Source organism: Arthrobacter sp. AFG20 (assembly GCF_002892795.1).
Classification (GTDB): domain Bacteria; phylum Actinomycetota; class Actinomycetes; order Actinomycetales; family Micrococcaceae; genus Arthrobacter.
In genome coordinates, this window is record NZ_PJMC01000005.1 from 284,379 (window position 1) to 296,768 (window position 12,390).

Below are 12,390 nucleotides of genomic sequence, written 5' to 3' on the forward strand. Positions count from 1 at the left end.
CGTTGCGGGCTTGCCGGGGTGGTTGCGTGCCATCCGCTTACTCCGCCCGCAATCTCCGCCGCCGTGTGGCGTTAGCGCCGGGACCGCCGCGGCGCCCGGAACCCGGCAGCCTCGGCATGTGCCGGGGACTGAAACCAGACTTCCGCCCGGGCGTCCTCGTAGCCGGCACTGTCTTCGTCGTAATAGGTCATGGCGCTGGCGTCGCCCTTGACGGCGTAACCGTCCGGGGCGCTGCCGTCTGCGGCCGGCGCGGCCGATCCCTCGCCGTAAGGCTGATCCGTGGCGGCTGCTGCACGCACTTCGGCTACACGTTCACGATGGATGGGCTGTTCGCCGAAACCCCGTTCGGCGCCGAAGCCCTGTTCCAGATGATGCGGCTGGGGTTCGCGGTGATGGGGCTGGGCCTCGTGGCTGGCTCCGGCTTCCGTGGCGGCGGAGGACTGAATGCGCTGCCGGGTTTCGGCCTCAGCGTCCGTCGCTTCGGCCGCCGCGGATTCCGCGCCCGGCAGGGTGGGAGCGTGCGGGTCCGTGTACTCCGCGTGATGCGTAGGGGCGGCAGGCTCTTGCGCTGCGGGCTGAGTGGAACTGGCTGCCGCGGCACTGCCTGTTTCTGCACTGCCGGCATCCGACCACTGGGCATCCCATTCGGCCTTGTCCTCGTCGTCGTCCCAGTCGTCAACATCTCCTCCAGTGGACCGCGCCGGGGAGGGGCGGTCGGAGGCGGCTTCCCAGGATTCAATGTCCGGTTCAACATCCTCGGGGTCCGGGCGCGTGGACGCAGGGGCGGGGTGGCCTACCAGCGGCGCAGATTCGGCGGCCGCCGGCCCGGCGTCCGGTTCGGCCAGGCGCCCAGTTTCCGGTACGGTCCGGGTGGTGGCTGACGGGGGTCCCGCTGCCGCTGCTGCGGCAGAAACGGCCGACGGCGTCTCTTGCGTTCCGGTTGACGCTGCGGGAGAGGCTCCGGCGCGGGGCCCCGCCTGTTCGGTCCGTGCCGCGTCGGCTGCCGTTCCCCGCGAGTTCCGGTTCAGCAGCCACCAGACAATGGCAATGATCAAAACAATGACAATGACCCAGATAATCCACTCCATAGCAAAACCTTTCATCCATCACACGAGGTTGCCGTTGCTTGACGGTACGTCGCTGTCAATAGGGCTGTCTAGGCTTGTCAACGCCAGTGGAGGAGAGGGCGCGCAGTCTCTCCGTCTCAAAGTATGAGACACAAGTCCACTATTTGATCGAAATTTTCTCGAAATTGGGTCAAACCGGCCACTTCCGGTCGTTGGCGGCCTTTCAGGAGTCATAGACTTTGACCCATGAGTGAGGACACCCAGATCGCAACCGATAACAAGCCTGACATCAAGCCCCGGAGCCGGATCGTCACTGACGGCATTCACGCAGCTCCGGCGCGTGGAATGTTCCGGGCCGTGGGCATGGGTGACGACGACTTCGCGAAGCCCCAGATCGGAGTCGCGAGCTCCTGGAATGAAATCACCCCCTGCAACCTGTCCCTGAACCGGCTGGCCCAGGGCGCCAAGGAAGGCGTCCACGCCGGCGGCGGATTCCCCATGCAGTTCGGCACCATCTCCGTTTCCGACGGCATCTCCATGGGCCACGAGGGCATGCACTTCTCCCTGGTCTCCCGCGAAGTCATCGCGGATTCGGTGGAGACCGTCATGCAGGCAGAGCGCATTGACGGCTCCGTGCTGTTGGCCGGCTGCGACAAGTCGCTTCCGGGCATGCTGATGGCCGCGGCCCGCCTCGACCTGGCCAGTGTGTTCCTTTACGCCGGCTCCATCATGCCCGGCTGGGTCAAGCTTGAGGACGGCTCCGAAAAGGAAGTCACCCTCATCGACGCCTTCGAAGCCGTCGGTGCGTGCGCCGCGGGCAAGATGAGCATGGAAGACCTCACCCGCATCGAAAAGGCCATCTGCCCCGGCGAAGGCGCCTGTGGCGGCATGTACACCGCGAACACCATGGCCTGCATCGGTGAGGCCCTGGGCATGTCCCTGCCGGGCTCCGCGGCCCCGCCCTCGGCAGACCGCCGCCGTGACGAGTTCGCCCGCAAGTCCGGCGAAGCGGTGGTCAACCTGCTCCGCCTCGGCATCACGGCCCGCGACATCATGACCAAGAAGGCGTTCGAGAACGCCATCGCCGTGACCATGGCCTTCGGCGGATCCACCAACGCAGTCCTGCACCTGCTGGCCATCGCCCGCGAGGCAGAGGTCGAACTGACCCTGGACGACTTCAACCGCATCGGCGACAAGATCCCGCACCTGGGCGACCTGAAGCCGTTCGGCCGCTACGTCATGACCGACGTCGACAAGATCGGTGGCGTGCCGGTCATCATGCGTGCACTGCTCGACGCCGGGCTGCTGCACGGCGACTGCCTCACCGTCACCGGCAAGACGGTTGCCGAGAACCTCGCGGCGATCAACCCGCCGGACCTGGATGGCAAGATCCTGCGCGCCCTGGACAACCCGATCCACAAGACCGGCGGCATCACCATCCTGCACGGTTCGATGGCCCCCGAGGGCGCCGTTGTGAAAAGCGCAGGCTTTGACGCCGACGTCTTCGAAGGCACCGCACGCGTCTTCGAGCGTGAGCAGGGCGCTCTGGACGCGCTGGACAACGGCCAGATCCAGAAGGGCGACGTCGTGGTCATCCGCTACGAGGGCCCGAAGGGCGGCCCGGGCATGCGCGAGATGCTCGCCATCACCGGTGCCATCAAGGGCGCGGGCCTGGGCAAGGATGTCCTGCTGCTGACGGACGGCCGGTTCTCCGGCGGAACCACGGGCCTGTGCATCGGCCACGTCGCCCCGGAAGCGGTCGACGGCGGTCCCATCGCGTTCGTCAAGGACGGTGACCGGATCCGCGTGGACATCGCCGCCCGCAGCTTCGACCTGCTGGTGGACGACGCAGAACTCGAATCCCGCAAGGAAGGCTGGGCGCCGCTGCCGGCCAGGTACACCAAGGGTGTGCTGGCCAAGTACGCCAAGCTGGTACACAGCGCCTCCACCGGCGCATACTGCGGGTAGCAGCGACTCCGGTGGGCCTGCCGCAGGCAGCCCACCGGAGCTGGACTGGCCTCCCGTGACCAGTTCGTGGACAATGATGTCCACATGGTGAGATGGCCTGCCGGTTCGTTGACACGCTATCCACCAGAGGGAAAACTGAACGCATGATCTTCGTTACCGTCGGCACCGTCGTCGTACTTACTAAGCGCGTGGCTCCATAGCCCGACCGGTAACGAACTGTCACGCGCAACCCCTCGGAAAGCCACCAGGCTGAGGGGTTTTTTTATTTTCCGGGCGGGACGGAACGTTCAGTTTTCCCTAGCACCACACCAATTCAAGATCCACTAAGGAAGAGTTCGATGAGCAAAGGATCGCCCATCAGCCCCTCGCTGATGGCTTCAAAGTCCGCTGGAGCCGCCAAGGCTCCGGAACGCGTCGACAAGCCGGCCGAGGCCGGGGTCGACACTGCTGCAGCCGCCTCTCCTGTCCTTGGGCCGAACAACGTCGTACCCCCGACGGTGATGACCGGCTCAGAAGCAATTGTCCGTTCGCTCGAAGAACTCGGCGTCGACGACATTTTCGGTTTGCCCGGTGGCGCGATCCTGCCCACCTACGACCCCTTGATGGCCTCCAAAATGAACCACGTTCTGGTCCGTCACGAACAGGGAGCCGGCCACGCCGCGCAAGGCTACGCCATGGTCACCGGGCGGGTGGGCGTCTGCATCGCCACCTCGGGCCCGGGAGCCACCAACCTCGTCACCGCCATCATGGATGCCCACATGGACTCCGTTCCGCTCGTGGCCATCACCGGCCAGGTCTCCAGCGGAGTGATCGGGACCGATGCCTTCCAGGAAGCGGACATCGTGGGCATCACCATGCCCATCACTAAGCACTCGTTCCTGGTGACGGACCCCAACGACATTCCCCACGTCATGGCCGAGGCCTTCCACCTCGCCTCGACCGGACGTCCGGGCCCGGTCCTGGTTGACATCGCCAAGGACGCCCAGCAGGGGCAGATGACGTTCTCCTGGCCGCCCAAGATCGACCTGCCGGGCTACCGCCCCGTGGTTCGCGGCCACAACAAGCAGGTCCGTGAGGCCGCCAAGCTGATCTCCGCCGCCAGCAAGCCCGTGCTGTACGTGGGCGGCGGTGTGGTCAAGGCCCACGCCGCGGCTGAACTGCGCGAGCTGGCCGAACTGACCGGTGCGCCGGTGGTCACGACACTCATGGCCCGCGGTGTCTTCCCGGATTCGCACCCGCAGCACGTGGGCATGCCCGGCATGCACGGCACGGTCTCGGCCGTGACCGCGCTGCAGCAGGCGGACCTGCTGGTGACCCTGGGCGCGCGCTTTGACGACCGGGTCACCGGCGTCCTGAAGACCTTCGCGCCCAATGCCAAGGTCATCCACGCCGACATCGACCCCGCGGAAATCTCCAAGAACCGCACGGCCGACGTGCCCATCGTGGGCTCCGTAAAGGAGATCATTCCGGAACTGACGGAAGCCGTCCGGACCCAGTTCGGCACCTCCGGAACCCCGGACCTGACCAACTGGTGGGCCTTCCTGAACAACCTGAAGGAAACCTACCCGCTGGGCTGGACCGAACCCGAGGACGGCCTGACTGCACCGCAGCGGGTTATCGAGCGCATCGGCGCCCTGACCGGCCCCGAGGGCATCTACGTTGCCGGCGTGGGACAGCACCAGATGTGGGCTGCTCAGTTCATCAAGTACGAGCGTCCGCATGCCTGGCTGAACTCCGGCGGTGCCGGCACCATGGGCTACGCCGTTCCGGCTGCCATGGGCGCCAAGGTGGGCGAGCCGGACCGTGTGGTCTGGGCCATCGACGGCGACGGCTGCTTCCAGATGACCAACCAGGAACTGGCCACCTGCGCCATCAACAACATCCCCATCAAGGTTGCTGTCATTAACAACTCCTCGCTGGGCATGGTGCGCCAGTGGCAGACCCTCTTCTACGAGGGCCGCTACTCCAACACGGACCTGAACACCGGCCACGAGACCATCCGCATCCCGGACTTCGTCAAACTCGGCGAGGCCTACGGCTGCGCGTCCTTCCGGTGCGAGCGGGCCGAGGACATCGACGCAACAATTCAGAAGGCGCTGGAAATCAATGACCGCCCCGTGGTCATCGACTTCGTGGTCAGCCCCGACTCCATGGTGTGGCCGATGGTGCCCGCCGGGGTCAGCAACGACCAGATCCAGGTTGCCCGCAACATGACCCCGGAATGGGAAGAGGAGGACTGATCATGAGCCGCCACACACTGTCCGTTCTGGTCGAAGACAAGCCCGGTGTGCTGACCCGCGTGGCCAGCCTTTTCGCCCGCCGCGCCTTCAACATCAATTCCCTGGCCGTCGGCCCGACGGAAGTTCCGGGCATCTCCCGGATGACCGTCGTCGTCGACGCCGACGGTGACCTGATCGAACAGGTCACCAAGCAGTTGAACAAGCTGATCAACGTGATCAAGATTGTTGAACTGACTTCCGAATCTTCCGTACAGCGCGACCACATCCTGGTCAAGGTACGTGCGGATGCCGCAACTCGTCTGCAGGTGACCCAGGCTGCAGACCTGTTCCGTGCTTCAGTGGTCGACGTCTCCACAGACTCGGTGGTCATTGAAGCAACTGGCCATCCCGAAAAGCTCACGGCACTGCTCTCAGTGCTGGAGCCCTTCGGTATCCGCGAAATTGTGCAGTCCGGCACCTTGGCCGTTGGACGGGGATCCCGCTCCATGAGTGATCGGGCCTTGCGCTCCGCCTAGGCGGAGGCATTGCCCGCAAACGCAGCACCACAGACACACATCTACAAGAAATCCACTCAAGAGGAGTTACGCAAGTGACTGAAATGTTTTACGACGACGACGCAGACCTGTCGATCATCCAGGGTCGCAAGGTAGCCATTGTCGGCTATGGCTCCCAGGGCCACGCCCACGCGCAGAACCTGCGCGATTCCGGCGTCGAGGTTGTCATCGCGCTCAAGGAAGGCTCCAAGTCCATCGCCAAGGCCGAGGACGCGGGCTTCACGGTCAAGAACGTTGCCGACGCCGCCGAGTGGGCCGACGTCATCATGATCCTGGCGCCGGACCAGCACCAGCGCTCGATCTACACCGACTCCATCAAGGACAAGCTGACCCCCGGCAAGGCCCTCGCCTTCGCCCACGGCTTCAACATCCGCTTCGGCTACATCGAGGCCCCGGAAGGCGTTGACGTCATCCTGGTCGCCCCGAAGGCTCCCGGCCACACCGTGCGCCGCGAGTTCGAAGCCGGCCGCGGCATCCCGGACATCATCGCCGTCGAGCAGGACGCCACCGGCTCCGCCTGGGAGCTGGCCAAGTCCTACGCCAAGGCCATCGGCGGCACCCGCGCCGGCGTCATCAAGACCACCTTCACCGAAGAGACCGAAACGGACCTCTTCGGCGAGCAGTCCGTCCTGTGCGGCGGTGTGTCCCAGCTGGTCCAGTACGGCTTCGAAACCCTGACCGAGGCCGGCTACCAGCCGCAGATCGCCTACTTCGAGGTCCTGCACGAGCTCAAGCTCATCGTTGACCTCATGTGGGAAGGCGGCATCGCCAAGCAGCGCTGGAGCGTTTCCGACACCGCGGAGTACGGCGACTACGTCTCCGGCCCGCGCGTCATCACCCCCGAGGTGAAGGAAAACATGAAGGCTGTCCTCGCCGACATCCAGAACGGCGCCTTCGCCAAGCGGTTCATTGACGACCAGGACAACGGCGGCGCGGAATTCAAGGAGCTGCGTGCCAAGGCCGAGCAGCACCCGATCGAGAACGTCGGCCGCGAACTGCGCTCCCTGTTCTCCTGGCAGCAGCAGGACGAGGACTATGTGGAAGGCTCTGCAGCCCGCTAAGGCTGAGCCCTTCAAAGCATGACAGTGAGGCCGGGTTCACACTTAACAATGTGAGCCCGGCCTTTCCGTACGCCTAGACTTTATGTACCCCCAGGACTTCAACGCAGAGGATCAGCTGTGTCAAAACCCGTAGTATTGCTTGCCGAAGAACTTTCGCCCGCCACCATTGAGGCCCTTGGCCCGGACTTTGAAATCCGCCAGACCGACGGCGCCGATCGTTCCCAGCTGCTCTCTGCCATCGAGGACGTTGACGCCATCCTGGTCCGCTCCGCCACGAAGGTGGACGCCGAGGCCATTGCTGCCGCGAAGAACCTGAAGGTCATCGCGCGTGCCGGCGTCGGCCTGGACAACGTGGACATCAAGGCTGCCACCCAGGCCGGTGTCATGGTGGTCAACGCCCCGACGTCGAACATCGTTTCCGCCGCGGAACTGACTGTTGGCCACATCCTGAGCCTGGCCCGACACATCCCGCAGGCCAGCGCCGCCCTGAAGGACGGCGAGTGGAAGCGCTCCAAGTACACCGGCATCGAACTGTTCGAGAAGAAGATCGGCATCATCGGCCTGGGCCGCATCGGCGCCCTGGTCGCCGCCCGCCTCCAGGGCTTCGACACCGAGATCCTCGCGTTCGACCCTTACATCACCTCTGCCCGCGCCGCCCAGCTCGGCGTGAAGCTCGTCACCCTGGACGAGCTGCTCGCGCAGTCTGACTTCATCACCATCCACATGCCCAAGACGCCGGAAACGGTCGGCATGCTCGGCGCTGAGGCCTTCAAGAAAATGAAGAGCTCGGCCTACGTGATTAACGTGGCCCGCGGCGGCCTCGTGGACGAGGAAGCCCTCTACACGGCACTGCAGGACCGCCAGATTGCCGGTGCGGCCGTGGACGTCTTCGTCCAGGAGCCCAGCACCGACCTCCCTTTCTTCAAACTGGACAATGTTGTGGTCACCCCGCACCTGGGCGCGTCAACCGACGAGGCACAGGAAAAGGCCGGCGTCTCCGTCGCGAAGTCCGTCCGCCTCGCCCTCGCAGGGGAACTGGTTCCGGACGCCGTGAACGTTGCCGGCGGCCTGATCGCCCCCGACGTCCGCCCGGGCATCCCGCTGATCGAGAAGCTGGGCCGCATCTTCACGGCGCTGACCCACGCCTCGGTGACCCAGATCGACGTCGAGGTTTCCGGCGAAATCGCGGCGCTTGACGTCAAGGTCCTGGAGCTCGCCGCCCTCAAGGGGATCTTCGCCGACATCGTCACCGAGCAGGTGTCCTACGTCAACGCCCCCGTGATCGCTGAGCAGCGCGGCATCAACGTCCGCTTGATCACCAACCCTGAGGCCGAGGACTACCGCAACGTGCTGACGCTCCGCGGGGCCCTGAGCGACGGTGCACAGATCTCCGTGTCCGGCACCCTGACCGGACCCAAGCAGGTGCAGAAGCTCGTCGGCGTGAACGGCTACGACGTCGAGATCCCCATCAGCGAGCACCTCGTGGTGGTCTCCTACGCCGACCGTCCTGGCGTCATCGGCACCATCGGCCACATCCTGGGCATGAACAACATCAACATCGGCGGCATGCAGGTGGCACGGAACGCGGAGGGCGGCCAGGTCCTGGCTCTGCTCACCATCGACAGCTCCGTCCCGCAGCAGGTGCTGGATGCCATCAAGGCCGGAATCGGCGCCGAGATGGTGCGCGAAGTGGACCTCGAGGACTAGTCCGCCGAACACCGGCCGGCAACGGCCAGGTCCCCCAACGCGGGGTGAACTCCTTGTCCCCTGGAGTCCACTCCGGCCAAGTATGATTGGCCGGTCTGCTTACAATGGCTAGGTTCGATTTTAACGATCCAGCCGGCAGGCCGGCCAATACTTTTTGCACGCCCGCAAGGGACACCCCCACATTCTGCGGTCATCGTGGCGTGCGCACGCAATCCAGGTTTCAGGGAGCCCAATGAACGCCGTCCAGAGGTTCATCAGAAGCAAAGTGCTTTTGCTGACCGCTGCAATTCTGATCTTCGCCATGTGCCTGTCAGTCCTCGTCCAGACCCAGTCGCAGGCAGCGCTGAACCGGACCGTGGACCAGAACTCGCGCGGGCTCTACGACATCCTGGTCCAGGCCAAGGCGGGCTCGGACGGTACGCTCATGCAGCCCGAGATTGCCACGGGGCAGGGCGGCATCAGCTTCGACCAGCTGCAGAAGATCCGGGACCTGTCCGGCACTTCCGTTGCCGCGCCCATCAGCCTGGTCTCGCGCGTGACGCAGAACCTCGAGACGCCGCGACTGGAGGCCATGGACTACCTGGGCTTCAACGCCGGACTCGTCGGCACCGCGACCGCGGGGCAGCCCGGCGGCACCGATCCCAGCAAATGGCCGGAAGCCCAGTCCGTGCTCAGCGACACGCCCAAGAAGTACCGCCTGACGGCCAGCGCCACGAGCTCCGACGGATCCTCGCAGCACACCCTTTTCAAGTCCACTGCCGAGGGCGCCCTTGGCAAGGGCAAGCTCGTGGAGCAGCAGGTCGAGGGAGGCAACAGCATCCAGATCGCCGGTCCTGAAGGCGAGACCGGGATCAAGTTCCCTGCCCCGGCCGGCGGGTCCGAGCACAACCTGTTCAACCTCACTGTTGCCCTGCCCATGGCGCCGGAGGTCACGGAGTCCGTGGTCGCCGTCGACCCCGTTTCCGAGCGTGCCCTGCTGGGCACCCCGGGTGACTTCCTGGCGCCGCTGGAGAAGGCACCGCCGGCCGACGCGCGCAGCGCCGAGGCGGTCGGCCAGCACCTTGAGAGCCTCTTCACCACGGGCATCGGCATGAAAGAACTCGAGGAAGGCCCCGACTTCCTTGGCGTGAAGCTAAAGTACTGGGCTCCCATCATGACCCAGTACCAGCAGGCCAAGCGCAACGGGCAGCTCACCGAGGATTCCCAGGCCATCCCGCTGATCGTCCGCTCCGGCACTTCGGTTGACCTGAAGTACTCCGTGAAAATCGAGGAGATCGACGACTCCGGAAACGTGGTCAAGGAAGTCGGCACCGCTGAGCGCTCCCTGGACAAGGACTACCTGCCGTTCGTCTCCAAGTCGCCCTTCGCGCTGTCCTGGCCCGGGTCCACGGACTACTCCAAGCTGCTCGGCAACTCGGCGAACTTCAGCCGCGGCCTCTACAGCCCCGCCACCTGGAGCACCAACTTCGCCTCCGCCCCCAAGTACACGGACGGCTCCACCGCGGGCAACGGTGCCGAAGACAAGACCGCTACCCCGGGCGAGTGGGTCACGGTGAACCGCCTGCCGGAGAAGAGCGCCAGCGGCGAGGCCGTGGACCAGACCCAGCGCAATCCCGTTGACGAGCGCTCCTACCGGGAGAACCTGGAAACGGGCAAGAAGCTGGCTACCCCGCTCGCCATGGTCTATGGCACCTTCGATCCCGCCGCCGTCCAGGACGCGGCCGGGGACGTCAACCGGCTTCCGCTCGGCGGCTACGATCCCACGCCCATGACGCTGAGCAAGGATGCGCAGGGCAAGGACGTTGCGGACACTGCGCTCAAGCCCTCCCTGAGCGCCACCGGACTCGTCAGCCAGTCGGCCGGCGCCATCACCGACTACTACGGCCTGGCTGCTGCCCGCGGCTACGAGAAGAACGCCTCCGTGATCGACGCCGTCCGCGTGCGGGCCAGCGCCGCCGGCAGCTGGAAGCAGGTCCAGCCTGAGGTGGACAAGCTCGCCACCGAGATCCGGGACATGGGTCTTGAAGCCACCGTTGTGGCCGGTTCTGCCCGCGAGGACGCCAACATCTTCGTTCCCGGCTACTCCAAGGACGACGCCGGCAAGGAGTCCGCCCTTGGAACTGTCCAGCAGTCGTGGGTCAGGCAGAACGCGGCCGACGCCGTGGCCGGCTCGCTGACGGCGACAAACCTGACGCTGCTGTTCCTCACCCTCTGCGGTGCCGCGCTGCTTACCGGTGCCTCGACTGTCAGCTACGTGCGGCTGCGCCGCAGCGAGGCCGGCACGCTGCGCGCCATGGGCTGGACCCAGCGCCGCATCCGGTCCTGGGTGCTGGAGGAGTTTGCTGTCGGCGCCGGGCTGCTGGCCGTCGCAGGCATCGTGCTCAGCCTCCTGAGCTGGAACATTGCCACCGTCATTGTCTCGGCGTCCGTGCTGGCCCTCTACCTCGGCGCGGCCTTCTTCGCCGCCCAGCAACTGCGCCACCGCGAGGAAGTGAACCAGGAACCGCAGCACGACGAAAAGCTCATTGCCGTCGACTCGCCGCTGACCTTCGCGAACCGGCAGTTGGGCACGCACCGCTTCAACGCCATCTCGCTGGCTGTTGCCGTTGGCGTGTTCGGCTCGGCAGTCGGCGGCCTGATCGCCCTGCTGATCGACATTCCGCGTGCCGCCGGCGCCAGTGCGCTCAGCGGCCTGGCCGCCGCCAGCGTGGCCCTGCCGAGCATCATCCTTGGCCTGTCCGGCGTGGCGGTGGGGCTCCTGCTCACACTGGTCACCGGGCGCTTCGAGCTGAAGGCCAAGCGACGGTACCTCGGCACACTGCAGGCGATGGGCTGGAACCCCGACATGCTGGGCCAGGTCCGCTTCTTCGAAAACGCCCTCGTGGGCGCGGTTGCCGTCCCGCTGGGTATCCTCGGCGCCCTGGGCATCGGCCTTGTTCTTGCCCCCTACGCCGCGCTGTGGGCCGCCGTGGCCGGGCTCGTGGCTGTTCTCTGCTGGATTCCGATTGCAACGAAAGTGGTCAAATGACTAACGACCTGAACCTTCGCCGCCTGCGCGGGAACAATGAGGCTGTAACCCCGGTCCAGACCCGGGCCAACACCATCATCAAGGAAGCCGACCACGCCACCCCGCTGGAGCTGAGCAACATCACCATCCGCTATGGCGGGGGCAAGAACGGCTCCGACGCCGTCAGCGTCGTGGAGGGCTTTGACCTCACCCTGAACGCGGGGGAGATGCACTGCGTGGCGGGCCGAAGCGGCTCGGGCAAGACCAGCATCCTGACCGTCGGAGCGGGCCTGACCCTGCCGACGTCGGGCCGGGTGCTGTGGGAGGGCGATTCGCTCGAAACCATGAGCGACGACGAGATCGCCGACCGCCGGCGTGCGCTGATCGGCTATGTCGATCAGGGCGGTGCCCTGATCGACGGCATGAGTGCGCTTGAAAACGTGCTACTCCCGGCGGTTCCGGACGGCGAGGTGGAGCAGCGGCGTGAGATGGCCAAGGACCTGCTGGACCTCGTGGGCCTCGGCCGCCGCATGCGGCACCGTCCCGAGCAGCTCTCCGGCGGTGAACGCCAGCGCGTCGCCATCGCCCGCGCCCTGATCCTGGGCACCCGTGTACTGGTGGTGGACGAGCCCACGGCGAGCCTGGACCGGGCCTCCGCCAACCGCATCATCAGCATCCTCAAGGACACAACCTCTGACGGCATTGCAGTCCTCGTGGCGTCACATGACCACGAACTGGTCCGGCTCAGCGATACGCTGACCGAACTGATCTAGATCCATCCCTCCG

Annotated in this window: 8 protein-coding genes; 7 read left to right on the forward strand and 1 reads right to left on the reverse strand. The window is 65.6% G+C overall.

Annotation, left to right across the window (positions count from 1 at the left end; all coding sequences use genetic code 11):
* Positions 1-71: 71 nt before the first annotated feature.
* The gene (locus CXZ05_RS08330) at positions 72-1,088 is read right to left on the reverse strand and encodes a hypothetical protein (RefSeq protein WP_102972127.1); all 1,017 of its coding nucleotides are present in this window, start codon (positions 1,086-1,088) and stop codon (positions 72-74) included.
* A gap of 225 nt (positions 1,089-1,313) precedes the next feature.
* Between CXZ05_RS08330 and ilvD the strand changes: the two genes are divergently transcribed.
* The 7 genes from ilvD (at position 1,314) to CXZ05_RS08365 (ending at position 12,377) form a co-directional block, all read left to right on the forward strand.
* Positions 1,314-3,035 carry a dihydroxy-acid dehydratase gene (gene ilvD / locus CXZ05_RS08335; RefSeq protein ID WP_102972128.1) on the forward strand — a complete coding sequence of 574 codons (1,722 nt, stop codon included), beginning with the start codon at positions 1,314-1,316 and terminating at the stop codon, positions 3,033-3,035.
* A 338-nt stretch (positions 3,036-3,373) separates the two neighbouring features.
* Complete coding sequence (locus CXZ05_RS08340; protein WP_102972129.1) at positions 3,374-5,275, forward strand: acetolactate synthase large subunit; 1,902 nt, start codon at positions 3,374-3,376, stop codon at positions 5,273-5,275.
* A 2-nt stretch (positions 5,276-5,277) separates the two neighbouring features.
* The gene (gene ilvN / locus CXZ05_RS08345; protein WP_050054685.1) at positions 5,278-5,790 is read left to right on the forward strand and encodes an acetolactate synthase small subunit; all 513 of its coding nucleotides are present in this window, start codon (positions 5,278-5,280) and stop codon (positions 5,788-5,790) included.
* Between the two features lie 74 nt (positions 5,791-5,864).
* Positions 5,865-6,890, forward strand: a complete 1,026-nt coding sequence (ilvC, locus tag CXZ05_RS08350) for a ketol-acid reductoisomerase (protein ID WP_102972130.1) — start codon at positions 5,865-5,867, stop codon at positions 6,888-6,890.
* 117 nt (positions 6,891-7,007) lie between these two features.
* On the forward strand, positions 7,008-8,597 hold the full coding sequence (serA, locus tag CXZ05_RS08355; RefSeq protein ID WP_102972131.1) for a phosphoglycerate dehydrogenase: 1,590 nt from the start codon (positions 7,008-7,010) through the stop codon (positions 8,595-8,597).
* 232 nt (positions 8,598-8,829) lie between these two features.
* Entirely contained in the window at positions 8,830-11,625 is a 2,796-nt protein-coding gene (locus tag CXZ05_RS08360; protein ID WP_102972132.1) for an ABC transporter permease, read from the forward strand.
* A complete protein-coding gene (locus tag CXZ05_RS08365) occupies positions 11,622-12,377 on the forward strand; it encodes an ABC transporter ATP-binding protein (protein ID WP_102972133.1) in 756 nt (251 codons plus the stop codon). Before CXZ05_RS08360 ends, CXZ05_RS08365 begins: the two co-directional genes overlap by 4 nt.
* The last annotated feature ends 13 nt before the right edge of the window (positions 12,378-12,390 follow it).